Annotated in this window: 25 protein-coding genes and 1 tRNA gene; 15 read left to right on the top strand and 11 right to left on the bottom strand. The window is 75.6% G+C overall.

The genetic code is table 11. From position 1 onward, the window contains the following. A partial coding sequence (locus tag VGB14_17920) for an MMPL family transporter (protein HEX9994810.1) occupies window positions 1-961 on the top strand: 961 nt, incomplete at its 5' end. Here VGB14_17920 and VGB14_17915 read toward each other — a convergent pair. The 5 genes from VGB14_17915 to VGB14_17895 are packed head-to-tail and all read right to left on the bottom strand — an operon-like array spanning window position 948 to window position 7,828. Beyond that, window positions 948-2,414, bottom strand: a complete 1,467-nt coding sequence (locus tag VGB14_17915) for an SDR family oxidoreductase (GenBank protein HEX9994809.1) — start codon at window positions 2,412-2,414, stop codon at window positions 948-950. The two genes, VGB14_17920 and VGB14_17915, sit on opposite strands and share 14 nt — an antisense overlap. Beyond that, window positions 2,411-3,001, bottom strand: coding sequence for a 3-isopropylmalate dehydratase small subunit (leuD, locus tag VGB14_17910; protein ID HEX9994808.1), 591 nt, complete (start codon window positions 2,999-3,001; stop codon window positions 2,411-2,413). The genes VGB14_17915 and leuD overlap by 4 nt, the downstream gene beginning before the upstream one ends. Next, window positions 2,998-4,401 carry a 3-isopropylmalate dehydratase large subunit gene (gene leuC, locus VGB14_17905; protein HEX9994807.1) on the bottom strand — a complete coding sequence of 468 codons (1,404 nt, stop codon included), beginning with the start codon at window positions 4,399-4,401 and terminating at the stop codon, window positions 2,998-3,000. The genes leuD and leuC overlap by 4 nt, the downstream gene beginning before the upstream one ends. After that, window positions 4,394-5,263 carry an alpha/beta hydrolase gene (locus VGB14_17900; GenBank protein HEX9994806.1) on the bottom strand — a complete coding sequence of 290 codons (870 nt, stop codon included), beginning with the start codon at window positions 5,261-5,263 and terminating at the stop codon, window positions 4,394-4,396. The genes leuC and VGB14_17900 overlap by 8 nt, the downstream gene beginning before the upstream one ends. 60 nt (window positions 5,264-5,323) lie before the next feature. Beyond that, the gene (locus tag VGB14_17895; protein ID HEX9994805.1) at window positions 5,324-7,828 is read right to left on the bottom strand and encodes a S8 family serine peptidase; all 2,505 of its coding nucleotides are present in this window, start codon (window positions 7,826-7,828) and stop codon (window positions 5,324-5,326) included. 124 nt (window positions 7,829-7,952) lie between these two features. On the opposite strand from VGB14_17895, the gene VGB14_17890 reads away from it, so the two are divergent. Next, window positions 7,953-8,153, top strand: coding sequence for a hypothetical protein (locus tag VGB14_17890; protein ID HEX9994804.1), 201 nt, complete (start codon window positions 7,953-7,955; stop codon window positions 8,151-8,153). A gap of 15 nt (window positions 8,154-8,168) precedes the next feature. Here VGB14_17890 and greA read toward each other — a convergent pair whose 3' ends face one another. After that, window positions 8,169-8,633 carry a transcription elongation factor GreA gene (gene greA / locus VGB14_17885; protein ID HEX9994803.1) on the bottom strand — a complete coding sequence of 155 codons (465 nt, stop codon included), beginning with the start codon at window positions 8,631-8,633 and terminating at the stop codon, window positions 8,169-8,171. Between the two features lie 34 nt (window positions 8,634-8,667). On the opposite strand from greA, the gene VGB14_17880 reads away from it, so the two are divergent. Genes VGB14_17880 through VGB14_17870 form a run of 3 tightly spaced genes read left to right on the top strand, consistent with a single transcriptional unit; the run spans window position 8,668 to window position 11,074 of the window. Beyond that, window positions 8,668-9,660 carry a 3-isopropylmalate dehydrogenase gene (locus VGB14_17880; GenBank protein ID HEX9994802.1) on the top strand — a complete coding sequence of 331 codons (993 nt, stop codon included), beginning with the start codon at window positions 8,668-8,670 and terminating at the stop codon, window positions 9,658-9,660. Window positions 9,661-9,669: 9 nt separating this feature from the next. After that, complete coding sequence (locus VGB14_17875; protein HEX9994801.1) at window positions 9,670-10,197, top strand: hypothetical protein; 528 nt, start codon at window positions 9,670-9,672, stop codon at window positions 10,195-10,197. Between the two features lie 19 nt (window positions 10,198-10,216). Continuing rightward, the gene (locus VGB14_17870; protein HEX9994800.1) at window positions 10,217-11,074 is read left to right on the top strand and encodes an alpha/beta hydrolase; all 858 of its coding nucleotides are present in this window, start codon (window positions 10,217-10,219) and stop codon (window positions 11,072-11,074) included. On the opposite strand, the gene VGB14_17865 is transcribed toward VGB14_17870, so the two are convergent. Genes VGB14_17865 through VGB14_17855 form a run of 3 tightly spaced genes read right to left on the bottom strand, consistent with a single transcriptional unit; the run spans window position 11,071 to window position 13,666 of the window. Beyond that, the gene (locus tag VGB14_17865; protein ID HEX9994799.1) at window positions 11,071-11,886 is read right to left on the bottom strand and encodes an arylamine N-acetyltransferase; all 816 of its coding nucleotides are present in this window, start codon (window positions 11,884-11,886) and stop codon (window positions 11,071-11,073) included. The two genes, VGB14_17870 and VGB14_17865, sit on opposite strands and share 4 nt — an antisense overlap. Next, window positions 11,883-12,956 (bottom strand): S-adenosylmethionine:tRNA ribosyltransferase-isomerase, encoded by a 1,074-nt coding sequence (locus VGB14_17860; GenBank protein HEX9994798.1) that lies wholly within the window; start codon window positions 12,954-12,956, stop codon window positions 11,883-11,885. The genes VGB14_17865 and VGB14_17860 overlap by 4 nt, the downstream gene beginning before the upstream one ends. Beyond that, the gene (locus VGB14_17855; protein HEX9994797.1) at window positions 12,953-13,666 is read right to left on the bottom strand and encodes an SDR family NAD(P)-dependent oxidoreductase; all 714 of its coding nucleotides are present in this window, start codon (window positions 13,664-13,666) and stop codon (window positions 12,953-12,955) included. The genes VGB14_17860 and VGB14_17855 overlap by 4 nt, the downstream gene beginning before the upstream one ends. A gap of 91 nt (window positions 13,667-13,757) precedes the next feature. Here VGB14_17855 and VGB14_17850 point away from each other — a divergent pair, with 91 nt between their 5' ends. Further along, window positions 13,758-14,903: an acyl-CoA dehydrogenase family protein gene (locus tag VGB14_17850; protein ID HEX9994796.1), complete on the top strand. Its 1,146-nt coding sequence runs from the start codon at window positions 13,758-13,760 to the stop codon at window positions 14,901-14,903. Window positions 14,904-14,915: 12 nt separating this feature from the next. On the opposite strand, the gene VGB14_17845 is transcribed toward VGB14_17850, so the two are convergent. After that, complete coding sequence (locus tag VGB14_17845) at window positions 14,916-15,278, bottom strand: DUF2510 domain-containing protein (GenBank protein HEX9994795.1); 363 nt, start codon at window positions 15,276-15,278, stop codon at window positions 14,916-14,918. 68 nt (window positions 15,279-15,346) lie between these two features. Between VGB14_17845 and VGB14_17840 the strand changes: the two genes are divergently transcribed. From VGB14_17840 to VGB14_17830, 3 genes are read left to right on the top strand one after another with little or no spacing between them, the layout of a single operon-like run. Beyond that, on the top strand, window positions 15,347-16,231 hold the full coding sequence (locus VGB14_17840) for a Gmad2 immunoglobulin-like domain-containing protein (GenBank protein HEX9994794.1): 885 nt from the start codon (window positions 15,347-15,349) through the stop codon (window positions 16,229-16,231). A 56-nt stretch (window positions 16,232-16,287) separates the two neighbouring features. Continuing rightward, complete coding sequence (locus VGB14_17835; GenBank protein ID HEX9994793.1) at window positions 16,288-17,580, top strand: DUF1800 domain-containing protein; 1,293 nt, start codon at window positions 16,288-16,290, stop codon at window positions 17,578-17,580. 8 nt (window positions 17,581-17,588) lie between these two features. Continuing rightward, window positions 17,589-18,878, top strand: a complete 1,290-nt coding sequence (locus VGB14_17830) for a DUF1501 domain-containing protein (protein HEX9994792.1) — start codon at window positions 17,589-17,591, stop codon at window positions 18,876-18,878. 10 nt (window positions 18,879-18,888) lie between these two features. On the opposite strand, the gene VGB14_17825 is transcribed toward VGB14_17830, so the two are convergent. Further along, window positions 18,889-19,557: a DUF2278 family protein gene (locus VGB14_17825; protein HEX9994791.1), complete on the bottom strand. Its 669-nt coding sequence runs from the start codon at window positions 19,555-19,557 to the stop codon at window positions 18,889-18,891. A gap of 53 nt (window positions 19,558-19,610) precedes the next feature. Between VGB14_17825 and gltX the strand changes: the two genes are divergently transcribed. The 6 genes from gltX to VGB14_17795 all read left to right on the top strand — a co-directional run. Next, window positions 19,611-20,993: a glutamate--tRNA ligase gene (gene gltX / locus VGB14_17820; protein ID HEX9994790.1), complete on the top strand. Its 1,383-nt coding sequence runs from the start codon at window positions 19,611-19,613 to the stop codon at window positions 20,991-20,993. Between the two features lie 5 nt (window positions 20,994-20,998). Further along, window positions 20,999-21,652 carry a YdcF family protein gene (locus tag VGB14_17815; GenBank protein ID HEX9994789.1) on the top strand — a complete coding sequence of 218 codons (654 nt, stop codon included), beginning with the start codon at window positions 20,999-21,001 and terminating at the stop codon, window positions 21,650-21,652. A 17-nt stretch (window positions 21,653-21,669) separates the two neighbouring features. Next, a tRNA-Gln gene (locus VGB14_17810) sits at window positions 21,670-21,741 on the top strand. Between the two features lie 87 nt (window positions 21,742-21,828). Next, window positions 21,829-22,761, top strand: a complete 933-nt coding sequence (locus VGB14_17805; protein ID HEX9994788.1) for a fumarylacetoacetate hydrolase family protein — start codon at window positions 21,829-21,831, stop codon at window positions 22,759-22,761. After that, complete coding sequence (locus VGB14_17800) at window positions 22,758-23,252, top strand: DinB family protein (protein HEX9994787.1); 495 nt, start codon at window positions 22,758-22,760, stop codon at window positions 23,250-23,252. The genes VGB14_17805 and VGB14_17800 overlap by 4 nt, the downstream gene beginning before the upstream one ends. A gap of 77 nt (window positions 23,253-23,329) precedes the next feature. Continuing rightward, the coding region (locus VGB14_17795) for a serine protease (GenBank protein HEX9994786.1) at window positions 23,330-24,047 on the top strand (718 nt) is incomplete at its 3' end.

Raw genomic sequence — 24,047 nt, 5'->3', positions numbered from 1 at the left:
CGACGCCCGCTCCCTGCCCCGCTCGTCGGTCGCCCGCCAGCTCGACGAGATCCGCCGCACCCGCTTCCCGGCGGTCGGCGCCGACCCGGTCGAGGTCGTGGCCGAGGTGGCGCCCGACGCGCCGGAGCTGGCCGCCTGGGTCGACGGCCTCCGGTCGCTGCCCGGCGTGGCCGGCGTGGACGCGTCGCCCGTCGCCGACGGCGCGGCCGCCACCCTGGTCGAGGTCGTCCCCGCCGGCGACGGCCAGGGCGACGCCGAGGCGCTCGTCCAGCGCCTGCGGGCCGACCGCCCGCCGTTCCCCGCGCTGGTCACGGGCGACGCCGCCGAGCTGGTCGACCAGAAGGCGTCGGTGGCCGACCGGCTGCCGCTCGCCGGCGCGCTCGTCGGCTTGGCCACCCTCGTGCTGCTGTTCCTGATGACCGGCTCGGTCGTGCTCGCGGTGAAGGCGCTGGTGATGAACGTGCTGTCGCTCGGGGCCACCTTCGGCGTGCTCGCCTGGGGCTTCCAGGACGGGCACCTCGGCGGCCTGCTCGGCTTCGACCCGGTCGGCGCCCTCGACGCCACCGTCCCCCTCGTCGTGTTCATCTTCGCCTTCGGGCTCTCCATGGACTACGAGGTGTTCCTGCTGTCCCGCATCCGGGAGGCGTGGGAGGCGACCGGGGACAGCGACCTGGCCGTGCGCCGCGGCCTCCAGGCCAGCGGCCGGGTGATCACGTCGGCGGCCCTGCTGATCGTCGTCGTGTTCGCCGGGTTCGCCACCGGCGAGCTCGTGCTCGTCGAGCAGCTGGGCGTGGGCCTCGCCGTCGCCGTGGTCGTCGACGCCACCGTCGTGCGCACGGTGCTGGTGCCGGCGACGATGAAGCTGATGGGCCGGTGGAACTGGTGGGCGCCGGCCCCGCTGCGGCGCCTCCACGACCGGTTCGGCACGGCCGAGCCGGTGGCCGCGCTCAGCGGGCCGTGAGGCCCGCCGCGTCGCAGAGGCGCTGGGCCATGCGCCGGAAGATCAGGGCGTGGAACGGGAGCATGGCGTACCAGTAGGCCAGGCCCCACAGGCCCCTCGGGTGGAAGCGGGCCCGCTGGTGGAGCCGGCTGCCGCCCTCGCCGTCGGGGTCGACCCGCCACTCGAGCCAGGCGGCGCCGGGCAGGCGCATCTCGGCCCGCAGGCGCAGCAGCCGGCCCTCCTCGAGCGCCTCGACCCGCCAGAAGTCGAGCGTCTCGCCGACCCGCAGGTCGTCCGGGTCGCGCCGCCCCCGGCGCCGCCCGGAGCCGCCGACCACCTGGTCGAGGAAGCCCCTGATCCCCCACAGGAAGTCGGCGGCGTACCAGCCGCGGGAGCCGCCGATCCCCCGCACGGTGCGGAACAGCTGCTCGGGCGGCGCCGGGCAGTCCACGTCCTGGTCGTCGGCCAGCACGGCGGCCCCGGCCCAGGACGGGTCGGTCGGCATCGGGTCGGCCGGCGAGCGGCCCCCCACCTCGGCGCCGGCCCAGGTCGTCGCCACCTCGTGGGCCTCGACCTGGCGGATGGCCAGGCGCACGGCCTCCCGGAACGGCGTGGCCGCCAGGCCGGGGTACAGGGCCGCGGCCGGCCGGTCGCGCACGACGACCTCGTTCACCAGGCTGTCGACCAGCGGGCGGGCCAGCCCCCTCGGCAGCGGGGTGACGAGGCCGATCCACAGCGACGACAGGCGGGGGCTGAGCAGCGGGACGGGGACGACCACCCGGCGCCGCAGCCCACGCTCCTCGGCGTACACGCCCATCATCTCCTCGTAGGTGAGGACGTCGGGCCCGCCGACCTCCAGCACCCGGCCGAGGGCCCGGTCGTCGCCGAGCACGGCGACGAGGTGGGCCAGCACGTCGGCGACGGCGACCGGCTGGCAGCGGGTCCGCACCCACCGGGGGGTGACCATCACGGGCAGCACGTCGACGAGGTGGCGCAGCATCTCGAAGCTGGCGCTCCCCGAGCCGATGACGACGGCCGCCCGCAGCTCGGTCACCGCCACCGGGCCGGCGGCCAGCACCCGGCCCACCTCGTGGCGGCTGCGGAGGTGGGGCGACAGGTCGGGGTCCTCGTCCCGGCCCAGGCCCCCGAGGTAGACGAGCTGGCGGAGGCCGGCGGCGGCGGCCGCGTCGCGCATGGCCGCGGCGGCCGCGCGGTCCCGCTCGGCGAAGTCGCCCTCGCCGCCGCCCATCGAGTGGACGAGCACGTAGGCGGCGTCGAGCCCGTCCATGGCCCCGGCGAGCGACGCCGGGTCGGTGACGTCGCCCCGCACGACCTCCACGTCGTCGCGCCACGGGACGCCGTCGAGCTTGGCCGGGGTGCGGGCCAGGCAGCGGACCTCGTGCCCGGCGGCGAGGAGCTCGGGGACCAGGCGACCGCCGACGTAGCCGGTCGCGCCGGTCACGAGCGCCCTCACCGGACGGCCGGCATCCAGGGTGGGCGGGCGGCCTCGTGGGCGGCGATGGCGTCCGCGGCGGCGAGGGTGAGGGCCACGTCGTCCAGCCCCTCCAGCAGGCGGCGGCGGGTGCCGGCGTCGAGCGGGAAGGCGACGTCCACCCCGGCCCCCTCGGCGACCAGCCGGCGGGCCTCCACGTCGACCACGACCTCGATGGTCGGGTCGGCGGCCACGGCGTCGAGGAGCCGGCGGCCGACGTCGGGCTCGACCTGCACGCAGACCAGCCCGTTGCCGGCCGCGTTGGTGCGGAAGATGTCGCCGAAGCGGGGGCTCACCACGGCCTCGATCCCGGCGTCGGCCAGGGCCCACACCGCGTGCTCCCGGCTGGACCCGACGCCGAAGTTGGGCCCGGCCACGAGCACGACGGCGCCGGCGTGGCGGGGGTCGTCGAGGGGGAAGCCGGGGCCCCGCCAGGCCTCGAACAGGCCGGCCCCGAACCCGGTGCGCTCCACCCGCTTCAGCCAGTGGGCCGGGATGATCTGGTCGGTGTCGACGTCGGAGCGGTCGAGGGGGACGGCCCGGCCGGCTACCCGGCGGACGGCCCTCACGGGGCGAGGTCGGACGGGGCGGCCAGCCGGCCGGCGACGGCGGTGGCGGCGGCGACGGCGGGCGACACGAGGTGGGTGCGGCCGCCCTTGCCCTGGCGGCCCTCGAAGTTGCGGTTGCTGGTCGAGGCGCACCGCTCGCCGGGGGCCAGCCGGTCGGGGTTCATGCCGAGGCACATCGAGCAGCCCGGCTCCCGCCACTCGAACCCTGCCGACACGAAGACGCGGTCGAGGCCCTCGGCCTCGGCGTCGGCCTTCACCCTGGCCGACCCGGGGACGACCAGCGCCCGCACGCCGTCGCGCACCCGCCGACCCCGGAGCACGTCGGCCGCGGCCCGCAGGTCCTCCAGGCGCCCGTTGGTGCACGACCCGATGAACACGGTGTCCACGGCCACCTCGCGGAGCGGGGTGCCGGGCGCGAGGCCCTGGTAGGCGAGGGCCCGCCGGGCGGCGTCGGGGTCGGGCAGCTCGTCGGGGTCGGGGACCGCCGCGTCGATGGGCGCCACCTGGCCGGGGTTGGTCCCCCAGGTGACGTGGGGGCGGACGGCGGCGGCGTCGACGACGACCTCGGCGGCGAACGCCGCGCCGTCGTCGGTGGGCAGCGACCGCCAGTCGTCGAGGGCCCGCTCCCAGAGCGGGCCCGACGGGGCGAAGGGCCGGCCCTCGAGCCAGGCGAACGTCGTGTCGTCGGGGGCGACCATGCCGGCCTTGGCGCCGGCCTCGATCGTCAGGTTGCAGAGCGTGAGGCGCCCCTCCATGGTGAGCGCCCGCACGGCCGGGCCCCGGTACTCGATCACCGAGCCGATGCCGCCGCCCGTGCCGAGCCGCCCGATCACGGCGAGGGCGAGGTCCTTGGCCGTCACCCCGGCCGGCAGCTCGCCCTCGACGGTGAGGGCCATCGGCGCCGGCCGCCGCTGGGGGAGGGTCTGGGTGGCGAGGACGTGCTCGACCTCGCTCGTGCCGATGCCGAAGGCCAGCGCGCCGAGCGCGCCGTGGGTGCTGGTGTGGCTGTCGCCGCAGACGACGACCATCCCGGGCTGGGTCAGCCCCAGCTCCGGCCCGATCACGTGGACGATGCCCTGGCGGGCGTCGCCCCGGCCGTGGTGGGTGATGCCGAACTCCTCGCAGTTGCGGCGCAGGGCGTCGAGCTGGCGGGCCGCCACCGGGTCGAGCACAGGCTCGGACGGCGACGTGGTCGGCACGTTGTGGTCGGCGGTGGCGAGGGTCAGGTCGGGGCGGCGGACGGTGCGGCCGGCGGCCCGCAGGCCGTCGAAGGCCTGGGGCGAGGTGACCTCGTGGACGAGGTGGAGGTCGACGTAGAGGAGGTCGGGCTCGCCGTCGGCGCCGGCGGCCACCAGGTGGCGGTCCCAGACCTTGTCGAACAGCGTCCTCGGCTCACCCACGAGGGGTGACCGTAGCGGCCGATCCCCTGGCGGCCACGGTCGAGCACGCCCGCACGAGCACGGGCACGAACCGGTGCGGTGCCGCCACGCACACGCCGTGGTCGCCCCGCACCGGGAACACCTGGGCCCCCGGGATCGCCTCGGCCAGCCGGCGCTGGCGGTGGGGCGGCACGACCGAGTCGTCCTCGGTGACGACGACCGCGGTGGGCACGTCCACCTCGCCGATCCACGCCTTCGAGGAGAACCGGCCGATGGCGTGCCCGGCGTGGGCCAGGGCGACCGGGTCGTTGCGGCGCAGCTCGCCCACCGCCCACTCGGACAGCGGGCTCCCGTCGAGGCGGTTGCTCAGCACCCGGTCGGCCACCCTCGCCCGCACCGGCGCCGGCGCCACCCGGGCGGCCAGCGCCACCCCGGGCAGCAGCGAGAACCACGCCCGCTCCCTGGGGTCGCCGCTGAAGTTGCGGGACGTGGCGCACAGCACCAGGCCGCCGACGAGGTGCGGGTGGCGGTGCCAGAGGAGCTGGGCCACCGGGCCGCCCATCGAGTAGCCGACGGCGATCACCGCGCGGAGGCGGAGAGCCTCGACGACGGCGGCGGCGTCGTCGGCGCAGTCCTCCAGCCGGAACCGCCGGGAGGTCCGGATGCCCCGCCCGTGGCCCCGGTGGTCCATGGCGACGACCCGGAAGCGGCGGGCGAGGGGCCCGTAGGACGGGAACCAGTTCAGGTCGGCGGTGGCCGTCCAGCCGTGGAGGAGCAGGACGGCCGGCGCCCCTGGCGGCCCGGCCAGCTCGCGGACGAACGTCGTCCCCCGCCGGGGCAGCTCGAGGTGGCGGCCGGGCGGCAGCGGCGGGGAGGCGGGCACGGTGCCACCCTGCCCGGTCCCCACCGCCGGCCGCCAGTCGCCGAGGTCAGCCCGCGGAGCTCAGCCCGCCGCGGGCGAGAACCTCACCGCCCGGCCGTCGGCCAGCACCGGCTGGTCGAACGAGAACTGCAGGCCGGTGCGGCCGTCGGCGTCCTCGATGCCGACGGTGGCCGAGCCGCCCCGCTCCCGCGGGTCGGCGCCGAGGTCGAACCACTGGGTCGTGACGCTGCCGTCCTCGCCCAGCACGGCCTCCACGGTGACCCGGTGCGAGGCGTCGTCGTAGAAGTGGACGTTGCGCCACTCGACCACGAAGCGGCGGTCGGGCGCGGTGCCGATCGTCTCGGTGCGCACGCTGGCCTGGTCGTCGACGACGAGGTCGTCCCAGAAGGCGTAGACGGCGAGGTTCGGCGCCGCCGGGCTCGGGATGCGCTCGTTGAAGTACTGCGTCGCCCCGGACCGGAACGTGAGCAGGCCGTTGGTGCCGACGAACGCGCTCGTCACCGTCCGCCCGTAGAACGGGAAGGCGAACGGCAGGGTGACCTGGCGGGTGTCGTCGTCGCCGGTCAGGCGCAGCACCCTCGTCGCCGCCACGTAGGAGGACGGCACGACGTCGCAGCCATAGCCGGCGGCGTCGACCACGTGCTCGGTCAGCACCCGCACCCGCTCCGGCCCGTCCACGTCGACCCGCATCGTCCTCGGCTCCCAGCAGCCGCCCGCCTGCACGGTGAGCCGGTAGCGACCCTCGGGGACGGACGGGAACGAGAACCGCCCGTCGACCCCGGTGACCTGGGCCGGCAGCGGCGTGCCGCCGAGCGTGACGACGGTGCCGGCCACGGGCTCGCCGAGCCCGTCGACGACGATGCCGGTGACCGGGTGGGCGGGCAGGGCGGTCGGCCGGAGCACGACCCTCGTCACCTCGCCCTCGACGACCTTCACCTCGGCCGTCGCCGGCTCGTGGCCGAACGCCGACGCCGCGAGGCGCCAGGTGCCGGCCGGCAGCACCAGCGAGAACCGGCCGTCGTCGCCGACGATCGTGGACCGCTCGAGGTCGCCGTCGGTGGCGGTGACCAGCGCGCCGGCCACCGGGTCGCCGGTGCCGGCGGCGAGCACCGCGCCCCTGAGGGTCCCGCTCGGGCCCCTGGGCGCGTTCTGCACGGCGGCCAGCGCGTCGAGGCGCCCCTCGCCCCACACGTTGTTGTCCTCCGGCGTGCCGCCGCACTGGTCGTCGGCCACGTCGACGGCGGTGGCGTCGAGGAGGCCCCGGGTGGTGGCGACGTCGCCGACCAGCTCGGGGGCGGCCGACCACACGAGCGCCACCGACCCGGACACGTGCGGGGCCGCCATCGACGTGCCGTCGAACGACGCATAGCCGTCGGGGACGCTGGAGCGGACGTCGACGCCGGGGGCGGCGATGTCCGGCTTGATGCTCCCGTCGACCGGCGACGGGCCCCGGCTGGAGAACGAGGCGATGCGGTTGGCGACGTCGAAGGCGCCGGCCCCGTAGGAGCCCGGGTAGCTGCCCGGCGCGCCGACCGTGCCGCAGGACGGGCCGGAGTTGCCGTTCGAGAACGACGGGAAGATGCCAGAGGCCACCCAGGCGGCGACCGTGTCGGCGTAGAACGGGTCGGACCCGTCGCCCGTCCCCCACGAGTTGTTGACGACGTTGGGCCGCAGGTCGGGGCGGGGGCTCTCGCCGTTCAGGTCGGTCGGGGCCAGCACCCACTGCCCGGAGAGGAGCAGGGCGCGGTCCGAGCAGGAGCTGGACTCGCAGCCCTTGGCGGCGATCCAGCGGGCGCCGGGGGCGACGCCGATGCGGTTGCCGGCGCCGTCGTCGCCGACCATCGTGCCCATCGTGTGGGTGCCGTGGCTGTTGTTGTCGCACGGCACGTCGGACGGGCAGACGTTCGACGGGTCGAACCAGTTGTAGTCGTGGCTGAAGGTGCCGCCCAGGTTGCCCCGGTACTGGTTCACGAGGGCCGGGTGGCGGTAGTCGACGCCGGTGTCGATGTTGGCGACGACCACGCCCTCGCCCCGAACGCCGAACGTGGTCCACACGTCGTCGGCGCCGATGCGGTCGACCCCCCACTCGACGCCCTCGACGGTCGGCTGCACCTGGCCGGCGGCCGGCCGGGGCAGCTCGTAGGTGCGGGCCGGCCGGAGCTCACGGACCTCCGGCCGGGCGGTCACGGCGTCGATGGCGGCCTGCCCGCCGGTCACCCGGACGGCGTTGACCACCCAGAACGGCTCGGCCTTGGCGCCGGCGGCCCGGAGGGCGGCCAGCACGCCGGCCTGGCTCCGCTCCGCGGTGGCCCGCAGGGCGTCGACCACCGCGGCGCCCCTGGCCGACCAGTCGCCGACCCGCGACGCGGTCGCGAGGTCGGCCCGGTCGCGGAGGACGACCCAGAACGTGGCCTTGCCGGTCGCCGCCACCTGGTCGGCGACGGCCGCCGGCACGGCGACCCGCACGGCGGCGCCGGCGCTCGGCGCGGGCACGGCGGGCAGGAGGGCGGCCAGTGCGGCGAGGACCACCGCGGCCACCAGTCGAGTCGCGAACGTCCGGCGCACGGCGCCTCCCCTCCCAGCGCCGGCCCGGGACGACCGGCGAGGAACGGCAACCTAGCCGGGGTGGCGGCCACGCGCCGTGGCCGGTCCGAAGCGTCCGGCGAGCGCAAGGAGTACCGTTCGTCCCGTGGTGGAGATCGGCGTCCTGATCCTCGCGATCCTCGTGTGGGCGTGGTGGTTCGACCGGTACCGGCGGCGGCCGCGCCGGGGCCCCGGCGCCATCGACGACCGCCAGCTGGAGCAGGACCGGGGCTACCCGGGCGCGCGGCACGGGTTCCCTCCCGATCACCACCAGGGCGGGATCGACGGCGGCTTCGGCGGGGGCTGAGCGCCCCGGCGCCGCCTACTCGATGTCGACGACCTCGACGGTCAGGCTGCCGCCGGGCGCCTCGTAGGACACCCGGTCGCCGACCGACCGGCCGAGCAGGGCCTGGCCGAGCGGCGACCCGGGCGACATGACGTCGAGGCCGTCGCGCCGCTCCTCGATCGAGCCGATCAGATAGCGCTCGCGCTCGTCGTCGCCCTCGTAGACGATCGTCACCACCGACCCGGGCGCCACGGTGTCGGACCCCCCGCCCTCGGTGATCTCCGCCTGCTCGAGCAGGGCCTGGAGCTGGCGGATGCGCCCCTCCATCTTCCCCTGCTCCTCCTTGGCGGCGTGGTAGTCGCCGTTCTCGGAGAGGTCGCCCAGCTCTCGGGCCGCCTCGATCTTGCGGGCGATGTCGACCCGGCCCCGGGTCGTCAGGTCGTCCAGCTCGGCCTGGAGCCGCTCGTAGGCCGCTCGGGAGAGGTGGTGGGTCTGGGCCATCGGGGTCGATGGTACCGGCGTAGGTTGGCGGCCCATGGCCCACCGGGTGGCGGTCATCGGCGGCGACGGCATCGGCCCGGACGTGGTCGCCGAGGCCCTGAAGGTGGTGGACGCGGCCGGCGTCGCCCTCGTCCCCACGCCCTTCGACCTCGGCGGCGCCCGCTGGCGCAGGGACGGCACCGTGCTCCCCGACGACGTCCTCGACGAGCTGCGGGGCTTCGACGCCATCCTGCTCGGCGCCGTCGGCCACCCCGACGTGCCCCCCGGCCTGATCGAGCGGGGCCTGCTGCTGCGGCTGCGGGCCGAGCTCGACCTGTACGTGAACCTGCGGCCCTTCGCCCTGCCGCCCCGCCTCCACCTGATGGTCGTGCGGGAGAACACCGAGGGGCCCTACGTCGGCGAGGGCGGGGTGCTGCGGCGGGGGACGCCCCACGAGGTCGCCACCCAGGGCTCGGTCAACACCCGCATGGGCGTCGAGCGCTGCGTGCGCTTCGCCTTCGAGCTGGCGGCCAGCCGCCGGCGCCGGCACGTCACCCTCGTCCACAAGACCAACGTGCTGACCTTCGCCGGCGACCTGTGGCAGCGGGCCTTCGACGCCGTCGCCGCCGGGCACCCGTCGGTCGACACCGCCTACCTGCACGTGGACGCCGCCTGCATCCACCTCGTCGAGTCGCCCGAGCGCTTCGACGTGATCGTCACCGACAACCTGTTCGGCGACATCCTCACCGACCTGGCCGGCGCGCTGGCCGGGGGGATCGGGCGGGCGGCGTCGGCCAACCTCAACCCGGCGAGGACGGGGCCGTCGATGTTCGAGCCGGTGCACGGCTCGGCGCCCGACCTCGTGGGGACCGGCCGGGCCGACCCGGTCGGGGCCATCCTGTCGGCGGCGATGATGCTCGAGTTCCTCGGCGAGGTCGACGCCGCCCTGCGGGTGCAGGCGGCGTGCGCCGACCCGGAGGGGCTCGCCGGCACCACGGCGGCCGTCGGCGACGAGGTCGCTCGCCGGGTGGCCGCCGGGCCCTCGTAGCATCGGGGCGTGGCCATCCCCGAGTACGTGCCGCGCAAGCCCGCCGAGGTCGTGCGCACCTACGAGTCGCCGCCGTGGCAGCCGGAGGGGTGGCTGCCGGACCGCCCCGGCGACCTGCTCGGCCACCAGCCGGCCGGCCCGATGATGGGCTCCCAGGGCCCGGACCAGGGCTACGCCTTCCTGCTGGCCCGCCAGTTCAAGGGCCGGCTGCACCTCCAGGAGGGCGAGCGGGAGGAGGACGCCGTCGCCGGGTGCCTCGGCGTGGCCACCAAGCGGGCGGCGCTGTTCGGGCGGGCCCCGGTCGTCCACGACCTGACCGTGGCGTTCACGGTGTGGGGGTTCCTCGACGAGGACCCGCCGGCCGAGCTGGTGGCCGCCCGGCGGCCGCTGTTCGCCGAGGTCGCCAGCCCGCACCACTACGACAAGCAGCGGGCGGTGGCCGACGCCGTGCCCGAGGCGACCCTGCGGCGCTCGCACCGGGACGTGGCCGAGGTGCACGGGTCGGACTGGGGCTCGCTGCTGTCCCTGGCCGGCTGACGGGCCGGGCTGGCGGACCGTGGACCGGCTGACCCTGCCCGTCGGGCCGCTGCGCTTCGACGCCGTCGCCGACGGCCCCGAGGACGGCGAGCTCGTCCTGCTCCTGCACGGGTTCCCGCAGACGTCGTGGTGCTGGCGCCACCAGCTGCCGGCGCTCGCCGCCGCCGGCTACCGGGCGGTCGCCCCGGACCAGCGGGGCTACTCCCCGGGCGCCCGGCCCGCGGGGGTCGACGCCTACCGCATGGACCACCTCGTGGCCGACGTGCTCGGCATGGCCGACGAGATCGGCGGCCACCGGTTCCACCTCGTCGGCCACGACTGGGGTGCGGCGGTCGCCTGGCGGGTGGCCGGCCGCTACCCGGACCGGCTGCGCTCGCTGTCGGTGCTCTCCGTCCCCCACCCCCGCGCCTTCCGCCGGGCGATCGACGGCGAGCTGGGCGGCGACCAGGCCGACCGCTCGTCGTACATGGCGTTCTTCCGGTCGCCGGATGCCGAGGACTCCTTCCTCGGCGGCGACGGCGACGGGCTGCGCCGCCTGTTCGAGCTGACCGCGCTGCCGGGGCTGCCGGCGTCGGCCGACCCGTACCTCGCCGCCCTCGGCACCCGCCCGGCGCTGACCGGGGCGCTCAACTGGTACCGGGCGGTGGAGCTGACCGACGCGGACGACATGGGCCCGGTCACCGCCCCGACCCTGTACGTCTGGAGCGACCAGGACCCGGCGCTCGGCCGGGAGCCCGCCGAGGCGACGGCCGCCGAGGTCGAGGGCCCGTACCGCTTCGAGGTGCTCGAGGGGGTCGGCCACTGGATCCCCGAGCAGGCGCCCGACCGCCTGAACGAGGTCCTCCTCGCCCACCTGGCCGGCGCCGACCGCCTCTAGCCCGGCCCCGCCGCGAACCAGGCGGCGGGCACGGCGACCGGGGCCATCCCGAACCGCTCGACCAGCACCCGCTCCAACTCGTCCGGGCCGGCCAGCGGGCGCTCCTCCCGGTGCCCCGGCCACTCCTCGACGAGCAGCCCGTTGCGCACGGTCAGCCGGCCGCCGCCCGGCCGGGCCATCGTGCACACCCAGCCGGTCGTGAACACCGACTCGGGCGAGGTCTGCTGGTGGTGGCACATGGCCGCAAAGTCGCCCGGCTCGTGGTGGGCGCGTTCGAAGCGGAACCCGGGCTCGACCGGCTCGCCCCTGGCCGCCCGCTGCTGCACGACCCAGCCGTCGCCGCCCGGCTCGGGCACGAGGCGGTGGGCCCCGCCGGCCGGGTGCTCCACCCACCCGCCGCCGTCGAAGGGCAGCGGCACGAGGAACCCCCGCCCGCTGCCGACGTCGGCCAGCACGGCCCGGCCGCCGTCGTCCACCTCCAGCGCGAGGTGGTCGAAGGGCGGGTTCCAGCGGCCCGCCGTCGGGTTCCACATCGACGCGCTGAGCAAGCCGACCTCGTGGCCGAGCGCGGTCAGCGCGGCCGCGAAGAGCAGGTTGTGCTCGTAGCAAAACCCGCCCCGCCGGCGGCGGACGACCTTGTCGACGATGCGGTCGAGGTCGAGCGACACCGGCTCGCCGAGGTGGATGTCGAGGTTCTCGAACGGCACGGCGTGGCGGTGGGCGAGATGCAGCGCCGTGAGCGTGGCCGCCCGCCGCTCGACGCCGACCCGGGCGAGGTAGGCGGCCAGCTGGTCGTCGTCGAGCGGCCTCACGGCAGGATCAGGTGGAGATCGCCGAACTCGTGCCACAGGTACCCCCCGGCCAGCGCCTCGGCGTAGGCCCGCTCCAGCACGGGCCGGCCGGCCACGGCCTCCAGCATGGCGAGGTGCGACGCCCTCGGCTCGTGCAACCCGGTCAGCAGCCCGTCGACGGCCCGCACGCCCCGCTCGGGGGTGACGACGACGTCGGTCCAGCCCTCGCCCGGCACGACGGTCCCGTCCGGCCCGGCCACGGTCTCGAGCGCCCGCACGACCGTCGTGCCGACGGCCACCACCCGGCCGCCGCCGTCCCTCGTCGCGTTCACCAGCCGGGCGGTCGCGGGCGGCACCGTGTACGGCTCGGGGTAGGGCGCCTCGCCGGCCTCCAGCGAGGCGACGCCGGTGTGGAGCACGATCGGGGCGACGGCCACCCCGCCGGCCACCAGCCGGGTCACGAGCTCGGGGGTGAACGCCCGCCCGGCGCTCGGCATCTCGGCCGACCCGGGGACCAGCGCGTACACGTTCTGGTAGGCGTCGATGGGCCACGGCTCGGGCACGTAGCCGTAGCGGATCGGTCGGCCGTTCGCCTCCAGCCAGGCGAGCGCCGGCCCGGGGGTGCGCAGGTCGGCCACCCACAGGCGGGGCCGGGGCCCGGACGGCAGGTAGGGGGCCAGCAGCTCGGCCGTCGCCCCGCCGGCCAGGTCCAGGCGCTCGCCGGCCCGGCCGCACCCGCACGGCACGGTCGCCCCGCGGCCGGCCGGCATGCGGAGCTCGACCACCCAGCGCCCGGCGCCGAGGTCGGTCGACAGGTGGACGACCACCGGGCTGCCGTCGGCGTGCCGCCCGTCGACGGCCGCCGGCAGGGTCCTCGACGTGTTGACGACGAGCAGGTCGCCCGGGGCGAGCACGTCGGGCAGGTCGCGGAAGCGCCGGTGGTCGACGGCGCCGGTCGAGCGCCAGGTGACGAGCAGGCGCACGTCGTCGCGGCGCAGCCCCCGCGCCTCGGGCGGCGCGGAGGCCTCGAGCCCGGGCGGCAGCTCGAAGTCGAGCGTGGCCGCCAGCCCGGCCGCCGCCGCGGGGGTCACGCCCCCACCCCCATGGTCGCCGGGACGAGGTCGGCCGCCCGGTACCGGCCGCTCGGCCGGTCCTCGTCGAGCAGCCGCAGGAAGCCGGGGACGACGGTCTCGGGCAGCGGCCGGTCCGAGATGTCCTCGCCGGGGAAGGCGGCCTGGTGCAGCTCGGTGCGCAGGTCGCCCGGGTCGACCCACCACACCCGCAGGCCGGGGTGCTCGGCGGCCAGCACGGCCGACACCTGCTCGAGCGCCGCCTTGGACGAGCCGTAGCCGCCCCAGCCCTCGTAGGCCTCGACGGCGGCGTCGCTCGTCACGTTCAGCACCCGGCCGCCGCTCACGGCGAGCAGCGGCAGGGCCGCCTGCACGAGCCCCAGCGGGGCCAGCACGTTGACCCGGTAGACGTCCTCCAGCACGTCGAGGGGGTAGGCGCCGAGCTCGGGCTGCGGGCTCGGGCCGAGGACGCTGGCGTTGTTGACGAGCAGGTCGAGCCGGCCCAGCCGGCCGGCGGCGGCCACGAGGTCGGCCCGGTGGGCCGGGTCGGCGACGTCGCCGGGCACGGCCACCACCTCCGCGCCGGTCGCCCGGCGGACCTCCTCGGCGGTGCGCTCCAGGGCCTCGGCGCCCCTGGCGTCGACGACGAGCTGCCAGCCCCGTTCGGCGAGGGCCCGGGCCAGCGCGGCCCCGAGCCCCCGGCTCGCTCCGGTGATCAGTGCGACGGTCATCCGCCCTCCTCGGTCGGAGCCAATAAAAACAGCTATCACTGTTTCTATGCCTCGGAAGGCCGGAGCGCAACCCGGTGCCACACTTGGGGCGATGCAGCCGATCACCCTCACCGACGAGCAGCGGCAGTTCCGGTCGGTCGTGCGCCAGTTCGCCGAGGACCGCCTCGCGCCCAGGGCCGCCGACACCGACCGCAGGGGCGAGTACGACTGGGACGCGTTCAAGGCGTGCGTCAGCATGGACCTGCCGTCCCTCGGCATCCCCGAGGAGTACGGCGGGTCGGGCGCCGACCACGTGACCCAGGCGATCATGGTCGAGGAGCTGGCCAGGGTCGACGCCTCGACCAGCCTCATGATGCTGATCTCCAAGCTCGGGATGATCCCGGTCATCAACTGGGGCAGCGAGCACCTGAAGCGCACGTACCTGCCGAGGATCGCCTCGGGCGAGAGCCAGGCGTCGTACTGCCTCTCCGAGCCCGACGCCGGGTCGGACGTGGCCTCGATGAAGACGAGGGCCGTGCGCGACGGCGACTCCTACGTGATCACCGGCACCAAGTACTGGATCACCAACGCCGGCATCAGCGACGTGTACACGGTGTTCGCCAAGACCGACCCGGCCGCCGGCAGCCGGGGCGTGTCGGCCTTCGTCGTCGAGCGCGACTGGGGGGTCCAGGTCACCAAGCTCGAGGAGAAGATGGGCGTGCGGGGCAGCCCCACCGGCGAGGTGCTGCTCGACGGCGTGCGGGTGCCGGCCGAGAACCGCATCGGCGAGGAGGGCGAGGGCTTCCGCATCGCCATGCAGACCCTCGACCGGTCACGGCCGACGATCGGCGCCCAGGCGGTCGGCATCGGCCAGGGGGCGCTCGACTACGCGTGCGGCTACATGAAGGAGCGCCACGCGTTCGGCAAGCCCATCTCCGAGTTCCAGGGCCTCCAGTTCATGGTGGCGGACGCGGCGATGCGCCTCGAGGCCGCCCGGCTGCTCGTGTACAAGGCGTGCGCGCTGGTCGACGCCGGCGACCCCGACGGCGACCTCGGCTACACGGGCGCGGCGGCCAAGTGCTTCGCGTCGGACGTGGCCATGCAGGTGACCACCGACGCCGTCCAGCTCCTCGGCGGCTACGGCTACACCAGGGACTTCCCCGTCGAGCGCATGATGCGGGACGCCAAGATCACGCAGATCTACGAGGGGACCAACCAGATCCAGCGCATCGTCATCAGCCGCAAGCTGCTCCGGTAGCGCCGGCGCCGCTCACTCGTCGCGGGCGCGCAGGCTCGGCGCGTCGAGCGCCGTGCGCTGGTCGGTGGCGACGTGGGCCGTCCACTGGTGGCCGTCCCACCAGCGCTTGGCGAAGCGGCCGGTGGGGTCCGGGTGCCAGGCCGGCTCGGGCGCCGGCGGCGGGGGCGGCGGGACGACGCGTCGCTTCAGCACCGCGCCGATCTCGTTGACGCCCACCGTCGGGTCGACGAAGGCGACGTTCACCAGCTCCCAGCCCTTCGCCCCGGCCTCGACCAGCGCGTCCACCATCGCCGTCAGCGCCACCGACGGCGACCGCACCGCCGAGTACTCCCACTGCACCTCGTCCTCGACCCACCGGGATCCGTGCTCCGCCATGGGCAGGACGTTACCGACCGCGGCCCCGCCGTTGCCCTGCCGTTACACGGGGGCCGCACGATGCCGGCATGACCGCGACCCAGTCCCCGCGACCGGCCCTGCTGCCCGACGACCCCGACCCGGGCGACCGGCGGTGGTGGCTCGCCATCGCCGCCACCGCGGCCGTCATCGCCGTCGTCGCCGTCGTCCTCGTCGTGCGGGCGGGCGCCGACGGGCGGGAGGTGGCCGTGGTCGGCACCGTGCGCAGCACGACGTCGACGACCGCGCCGCCGTCGACCACCGAGACGACCGCCGCCGGGCCGGCCACGACGGCGCCGCCCGACACCACCGCCCCGCCGGCCACGGCGCCCCCGACGAGCGCGCCCGCGACGCCTCCGTCCTCGGCCCCGCCGCCCACGGCGGTCGACCTGCCCACCGCCATCTGGCCGCCGACGACCGGCGACGTCCGCTTCGACGACCCCGCCGCCGTCGCCCGCTCCTTCGCCGTCTACTGGCTGAAGATGGCCGACCCCCAGGTCGGCGCGTTCCGCCAGGGCGACGCCCGCTCCGGCGAGGTGCCGCTGACCCCGTTCGCCGACGGCGGCCCCGAGACGACCGTCCTCGTCCGCCAGCTGACCGACGACGGCTCCTGGTGGGTGACCGGCGCGGCGAGCGAGCACATCATCGTGACCGCCCCGACGGCGGGCGGCGTGACGTCACCGGTCGACCTGGCCGGCGAGGCGTGGGCCTTCGAGGGCACCGTGCAGGTCGGCGTGTACGTCCAGGACTCGACGGCGCCCATCGCCCGCACGTTCGTGACCGGCGGCGGCGACCAGCTCCGGCCGTTCCAGGGCACCGTCGAGTTCGACCCCGGCGCCGCCCGCTACGGCGCCATCGCCTTCGCCGAGTACAGCGAGAACGACGGCCGCATCCTCCACGCCACGGTGGTCCCCGTCACCTTCGACGCCGGCTGAGCCGACCGCCGGGCGGGCCGGCTCAACCGGCCCGGCCGGTGTGCCGATGCCGCGGTGTGCCCACCTCGAAGGCGGACGTCGCCCACCTGCTGCGGCGGGCCGGGTTCGGGGGGACCCCGGCCGAGATCGCCGCGCTCACGCCCTACGACCGGGACGAGGTCGTCGAGCGCGTCCTCGACACGACGGCGGCGCCGCCGGTGGACACCCCGGCCGACCTGACGAGCCCGGACCTGGCCGACTGGGAGAAGGCCATCCGGGTCATGTGGTGGTGGTACGACCGGATGGCGACGAGCCCGACGCCGATCGTCGAGAAGATGAGCCTGTTCTGGCACGGCCAGTTCTGCTCGTCGATCGAGAAGGTGGGCCGGGCCGAGACGATGTTCCAGCAGGTCCGCCTGTTCCACACCGACGGGCTCGGCAGCTTCCCGAGCCTGTGCCGCAAGGTGGCGCTCGGCCCGGCGATGCTGCTGTACCTCGACAACGCCTACAACGTCGCCGGCTCGCCGAACGAGAACTTCGCCCGCGAGCTCATGGAGCTGTTCACCCTGGGCGTGAACCAGTACACCCAGGACGACGTCGTCGCCTCGGCGAGGGCGTGGACCGGGCACGGGCTGTCCGACGACCTCACCCGGTACGTCTTCCACCGCGACCGCCACGACGGCGGCCAGAAGACGTTCTTCGGCCGCACTCGGAACTGGGACGGCCCGCAGGTCGTCGACGAGATCGTGACCGGGCGGAAGAAGCGGGTCGCCGCCTCGTTCCTCGCCGCCAAGCTGTGGACGTTCCTCGCCTACCCGGGCCCGGAGCCGGCCGTGGTCGACGCCGTCGTCGCCGACTACCTGGCCGGCGGCTACGAGGTGAAGCGGCTCCTGCGGTCGATCTTCCTCCACCCGCAGTTCTGGTCCGAGCAGGCCCGCACGGGCCTCGTCCGCTCGCCGACCGAGGTGATCGTCGCCGCGCTCAAGGCGACCGGCATCCGCGCCAAGTCGGCCCATCCCGAGTGGTGGGCGCACGACATGGGCCAGGCGCTGCTGTACCCGCCGAACGTGTCGGGCTGGCGGCCGAACGCCTACTGGATCTCCTCGACGGCGCTGTGGGCGCGGGCCGGCTTCGCCCGCTACCTCACCTGGCAGGCCTGGGAGAAGGGCGTGCTGAAGGGCTCGGAGCGTCACGCCCCGGCCGACGCCGTGCAGCGGGCCTTCGACGTGTTCGGCGTGGACCGGCCGTCGACCACGACGCGGCAGGCGCTGGTCGACTGGGTCGTCGCCGAGCGCACGGCCCACGGGTGGGCCGAGGTCCCGAACCTCATCACCCTGTCCATGCTCACGCCCGACTTCCAGCTCGCCTAGGGGGACCGGTGGCCGAGGACGAGTTCGATGACGCCCTGCACCGCCTCTCCCGGCCGGTGGCCCGCTCCCCGCTGGAGCTGTCGCGCCGGCGGTTCATCGCCGCCCTCCTCGGCAGCGCGGCCGGCGCCGCCGTGCTGCCGTCGTGGGCCGCCGCCCCGGCCTGGGCGGCCGACCCGGTCGCCGACGACGAGGGGATCCTCGTCGTGATCATGATGGGCGGCGGCAACGACGGGATGAACACCGTCTGCCCGGTCGGCGACCCCCGCTACTTCGACCTCCGCGGCCCGCTCGCCGTCACCGCGGCGAACGGGCTCGACATCGGCGACGACCACGTCCGCCTCCACCCGTCGCTCGTGAAGCTGCGGGCCCGCTACCAGGCGGGGCAGGTCGCCGTCGTGCAGGGGGTCGGGTACGCGGGCGCCGACCTCAGCCACTTCACCTCGATGGCCACCTGGATGGCCGGCTCCGGCGTGCCCGGCCCGCCGACGTCGGGCTGGCTCGGCCGCTGGCTGGACGACGCGCCCGGCGGCCCGGACACCCTCCACGGGGTGGCCATCGGCTCGTCGGTCCCGCTGCACCTCGTCGGCCGGACGACGAGGGCGACGGGCCTGCCCGAGTGGCTCGACGGCGCGTTCGGCTCGGACCCGTCCGACCCGGAGAACGGCAGGATGTACGACGCCGTGCGGGCCATGGCCGCGGCGCCGAGCGGCCGGGGCCCGTGGGCCGACGCCCTCGCCGCCAACGGGCGGGACACGATGGACCTGGCCGTCACCCTCGACCCCGTGTACGACGCCCAGCTCCCCGAGGGCGACCTCTCCCGCCAGCTCGCCATCTGCGCCCGGCTGGTCAACGCCGACCTCGGCGTGCGGGTGCTGTCGACCGGCTACGGCGACTTCGACCACCACGCCAACCAGGCCTGGGCCCACGCCGACCGGCTGGCCGAGCTGGACCGGGCCATCGACCTCTTCTACCTGCTCCTCGACCCGGCCTGGCGCAACCGGGTGACGATCCTCACGTTCTCCGAGTTCGGCCGCCGGCCCGAGCGCAACGACTCGGGCGGCACCGACCACGGGACGGCGAGCGCCTGCTTCGTGGTCGGCGACCGGGTGGCCGGCGGCCTGTACGGCGAGTACCCGTCGCTCGACCTCGCCTTCCCGTGGGACAACCTCGAGTCCACGGTCGACTTCCGCAGCGTCTACGCCAGCATCGTGGGGCCGTGGCTCGGCGGCGACCCGTCGGCCGTCGTCGGCGGCACCTTCGAGGACCTCGGCCTGTTCGCCGGCCCGCCGTCGCCGTAGCGGCCGGGCCTCAGGCCGGGTGGCCGGCCGAGTCGGTGCGGTAGGCCTGCGAGGAGAACTTCGACAGGAACGCGTCGTAGGCGCCGTCGGGGCGGCGGACCATCGTGGCGCCGTCCTGCCAGGGCCCGTTCTGCGCCCACCACTGGCTGCCGGCCGGGTCGCCCTGGTTCTGGTGGACGTCGTGCACGCCGAGGCCGGTCGTGAACGGCTCGCCGAACACGAGCACGGTGGCGCCGGCGACGAGGACGCCCTCCAGCGCGGCGCTGGCGTCGAGGTGGGAGCCGGCCGTCCACCGGGGGCGCAGGGCGGCGAGCAGCGCCCGCAGGAACGGGCCGGGGTCGCGCACGAACACGCACCCGGGCGAGTCCCGGAGGGCGGGGTGGCGGACGTAGTCGAGGGCGCCGGAGGCCTCCGCCATCGCCAGCGGGTGCCAGCCGGGGCCGAGCGCGGCCACCGGCCCGAGCGCCGGCGCGGTGAGCCGGAGCACCTTCCACTCGACGCCGACGGCCGACATCTTGCTGTCGACGTCGACGGCCGCCCGGTAGGACCGGGTGACCCCCCGGCCGTCGGGCGCGTCGACCAGCAGGTTCACGTGGTACCAGCGGCCCTGCTCGTCGGGCGGGTCGCGGAAGTGGCTGGCCAGGGTGCCGACCAGCACCCCGTAGGCGTCGAGGGGCACCCGCCCATTCAACTGTCTCGGCCGGCCGCCCGCCCGCCGGTACCCTGGCCGGGGTGACCACCCCTCCCGTCCGGGTGCGGTTCGCGCCCTCGCCCACCGGCTTCCTCCACGTGGGCGGCGTGCGCACGGCGCTGTGGAACTGGCTGTTCGCCCGCCGCCACGGCGGCACGTTCGTGCTCCGCATCGAGGACACCGACGACGAGCGCAACCGCGAGGAGTGGGTCGACGGGATCTGCGAGGGGCTGCGCTGGGTGGGCGTCGACTGGGACGAGTTCGTCCGCCAGTCCGACCGGTCCGACCGCTACGACGAGGCCGCCGGCAAGCTCCAGGCCGCCGGCCTCGCGTACTGGTGCGAGTGCACCCGCGAGCAGGTGGAGGAGCGGGCGGAGCGGCGGGGCGGCCCGCCCGGCTACGACGGCTTCTGCCGCGACCGCTCGCTCGGGCCCGGCGCCGGTCGGGCGCTGCGGTTCCGCACGCCCGACGAGGGGGCGACCGTCGTCCACGACGTCGTGCGCGGCGACCCCGCCTTCGACCACACGACGATCGAGGACTTCGTCATCGTCCGGTCGAGCGGGCGGGCCATCTTCGTCCTGGCCAACGCCGTCGACGACCTCGACCTCGGCATCACCCACGTCATCAGGGGCGAGGAGCACCTGCCGACCACGCCCAAGTACCTGCTCCTTTGGGAGGCGCTCGGCGGTGGCCGGCCGCCGGTGTTCGCGCACGTGCCGCTGATCGTCAACGAGAAGCGCCAGAAGCTGTCCAAGCGGCGGGACCCGGTCGCCCTCGAGCTCTACCGGTCCGAGGGCTACCTGCCGGAGGTGATGGCGAGCTTCCTCGCCCACCTCGGCTGGGGCGACCCCGACGACACGCGCGACGTGGCCGAGCTCGTCCCCGAGTTCCGGCTGGAGGACGTCAACTCGTCGCCGAGCTACTTCGACCTCGTCAAGCTGCGCTCCCTCAACGGCGACCGCATCAGGGCGCTGCCGCGCGAGGAGCTCGTCGCCAGGGCCCGGCCGTTCCTGCCGGCCGCCTGGGACCTGGCCTCGCTCGGCGACTTCGTCGACCTCGTGCAGGAGCGGGTGGCCCGGCTCGACGAGGTCGCGTCCCACGTCGACTTCCTGTTCGGGGACGACCTGCCGGTCGACGACGCGGCCTGGGCCAAGGCGATGCGGGAGCCGGCGCCGGCGCTCCTCGACGCCGCCATCAGCGGCTTCCAGGCGGGCGACTGGGACCCGGAGGCGATCAAGCGGGTGCTGCTCGACGCCGGCCTGGCCCAGGGCCTGCCCGAGAAGAAGGCGATCAGGGCCGCCCAGGCGCCGGTGCGGATGGCGGTCACCGGCCGCAGCGTCGGCCCGCCGCTGTTCGAGTCGCTCGCGCTGCTCGGGCGGGACCGGGTGCTGGCCCGGTTGCGGGCGGCCAGGGCCCGCCTGTAGCGGGCGTGGTCCGCCGGGCCCTGCGCTGGGGCGTGCGGGGCGGGCTGGTGCTCGCGGCCCTCGTCGCCGTCTACGTGCTCGTCACGTTCGTGCAGGTGTGGCGGGCGTCGCGGGCCGACGAGGCCGGCCCGGCCGACGCCATCGTCGTGCTCGGCGCCGCCCAGTACGACGGCCAGCCGTCGCCGGTGCTCGAGTCGAGGCTGGCCCACACGCTCGCGCTGTGGGAGGCGGGCTACGCGGACGTCGTCGTCGTCACCGGCGGCGGGCAGCCGGGCGACCGGTTCACGGAGGCGACGGCGAGCGCCAACTGGCTGCTCGAGCGGGGCGTGCCCGACGACGCCATCCTCCGCGAGGTGCAGGGCGGCAACACGTGGGAGTCGCTCGCCGCCACGGCCCGCATCCTCGAGGACCGGGGGCTCGAGAGCGTGCTGCTCGTGAGCGACGACTACCACTCCTACCGGGTGGCGGCCATCGCCGAGGAGGTGGGCCTCGACGCCAGGACGTCGCCGGCCGAGATCGGCTACGGGTTCGTGACCGAGGCGAGGAACCTGCTGCGGGAGACGGCGGCCGTGTCCGTCGGCCGGGTCATCGGCTACCGCCGCCTCGTCCGCCTCGACGACGAGCTCCAGGGGGTGCGGGCCCCGGTCGCCACCGGGTAGGGTGTCGGTCCGCCCGATCGGGGGTGGTGTAATTGGCAACACGACAGGTTCTGGCCCTGTTGTTGGGGGTTCGAGTCCTCCCCCCCGAGCGCTGAGACGGTCGGCACGCGTGTGCCGGCCGTCGTCGTTCCCGGCAGTCGACGGGGGCACGGTCGCGAGCTGAGAGGAGCGCAACGGTGCGCTGGGCCACGTTCACGACGGGCGGTGCGGACGAGGCGCGGGTCGGGCTGGTCGTCGACGATCGCGTCCACGCGCTGGAGCCCGGGGTCACGCTGCTGGGCCTCCTCGGCGACGACGGCGAGCGCCTGGCCGAGGCGGGGGAGCGGGCCCGGTCCGACCCCCGCGACGTGCTCGACCTGGACGACGTCCGCCTCCTCGCCCCCGTGCCGAGCCCGCCGACGGTCCGGGACTTCTACGCCTTCGAGCAGCACGTGCGCACGGCCAGGGCCAGGCGGGGGCTGGACATGGACCCCGACTGGTACGAGCTGCCGGTCTTCTACTTCTCGAACCCGTACGCCGTGAACGGGCCGGGCGACGACGTCGCCGTCCCGCCCGGCTCGTCCGAGCTCGACTACGAGCTCGAGGTGGCGGCCGTGGTCGGCCGGGGCGGGGTCGACCTCGACCCCGAGACGGCCGCGTCCCACATCGCCGGGTTCTGCGTGATGAACGACTGGAGCGCCCGGGACGTCCAGCGGCGGGAGATGAAGCTGTCGATGGGGCCGGTCAAGGGCAAGGACTTCGCCACCACGCTCGGCCCGCTCCTCGTCACCCCCGACGAGCTCGAGCCGTACCGGGCCGGGCAGGCCTACGACCTCACCATGACGGCCTCGGTCAACGGCAAGGAGTACACGAGGGCCACCCTGGCCGACGTCTACTGGTCGTTCGGCCAGATGCTGGCCTACGCCTCGCGGGGGACGCGGGTGGCGCCGGGCGACGTGATCGGCTCGGGGACGTGCGGCACCGGCTGCATCCTCGAGCTGTCGCTCGTGCACGGCTCGGACGCCTACCCGTGGCTGCGGCCGGGCGACGAGGTGGAGCTCGCCGTCGAGCACCTGGGCGTGCTGCGCAACCGGGTGGTCGAGGGCCCGGCCCTGAAGCCGCTGAAGTGAGCACCAGGGAGGAGTGGCTGGCCCGCCTCGACGCCGTCGAGGCCCGCCTGGCCGACCACGCCGGCGACGGCGCGCCGCCCGGTCTGACCGACCCGGACCCGCCCACCGGCGAGCGGTGGGACGCCGGCCAGGTGTGGGCCCACCTCGCCGAGTTCCTGCCCTACTGGATGGGCCAGCTCACGAAGGTGGTGACGGCGTTCCGGGGCGAGGCCGTGCCGTTCGGCCGCACGAAGAAGGACGCCGGCCGCATCGCCGCCATCGAGGCCCGGCGGGCCGAGGACCCGGCCGCGCTGATGGCCGAGGTCCGGGGCCACGTGGCCGTGTGGCGGTCGTGGCTGGCCGGGCTCGACGGGTCGGCGTGGTCGGCCGTCGGCGCCCACCCGACCCTCGGCGAGCTGGACATGGACGCCATGCTGCGCCACTTCGTGGTCGGCCACCTCGAGGAGCACGCCGACCAGCTCGACGGCCTGCGCGCCGCCCCGCCCTCCTAGCTCAACGTCTCCCCACGATGGGCGCGTCGGTGGCTACTGTTCGCGCGTCACATCTCCGACGCAGGGGGGAACTCATCATGCGCAACCGTCGTCGCGGAGCAGTTGCGCTCCTCGTCCTCGGGCTCCTGGCGGGCCTGGTGGCGGCACCGAGGGCCGAGGCCCGGCCGCCGTCCACCCAGATCATCGGCGGTGACCCCGCCGAGCCGGGCGAGTACCCGTTCATGACGGCGATCCTCGACGAGACGATCGCCGGCAACGACTACCAGAAGCAGTACTGCGGCGGGTCGCTCATCGCCGCCAACTGGGTGCTCACCGCAGCGCACTGCGTCGAGGGCGAGCGGGCCTCGAACCTCGCCGTGGCCGTCGGCCGCAACCAGCTCGACAGCACCCAGGGCGTGCGCCGCAGCGTGTCGGCCATCTTCATCCACCCGAGCTACGGCTCCCCGACCTCGCTGGCCCACGACGCCGCCCTGATCCAGCTGTCGACGGCGGTCACGACGATCGCCCCGATCCGCCTCGCCGGCGCCGCCGACGACGTCTACGAGGCGGCCGGCACCGGCCTCACCGTGATCGGCTGGGGCAACGTGAACTCGAGCGGCAGCCCGAGCTATCCGAACGACCTCCAGGAGGTCGTGGTCCCGGCCGTGAGCGACTCGCAGTGCGCCCGCTCGTACGGGTCCTCCCTCGACGCCGCCACCATGCTGTGCGCCGGCGCCACCGGGCTCGACTCGTGCCAGGGCGACAGCGGCGGGCCGCTGTTCGCCACCCCGTCGAGCGGCCGGGTGCAGATGGGCA

The organism is Acidimicrobiales bacterium, from assembly GCA_036399815.1.
GTDB lineage: Bacteria > Actinomycetota > Acidimicrobiia > Acidimicrobiales > DASWMK01 > DASWMK01.
This window is presented reverse-complemented; position numbering and strand designations above follow the sequence as displayed.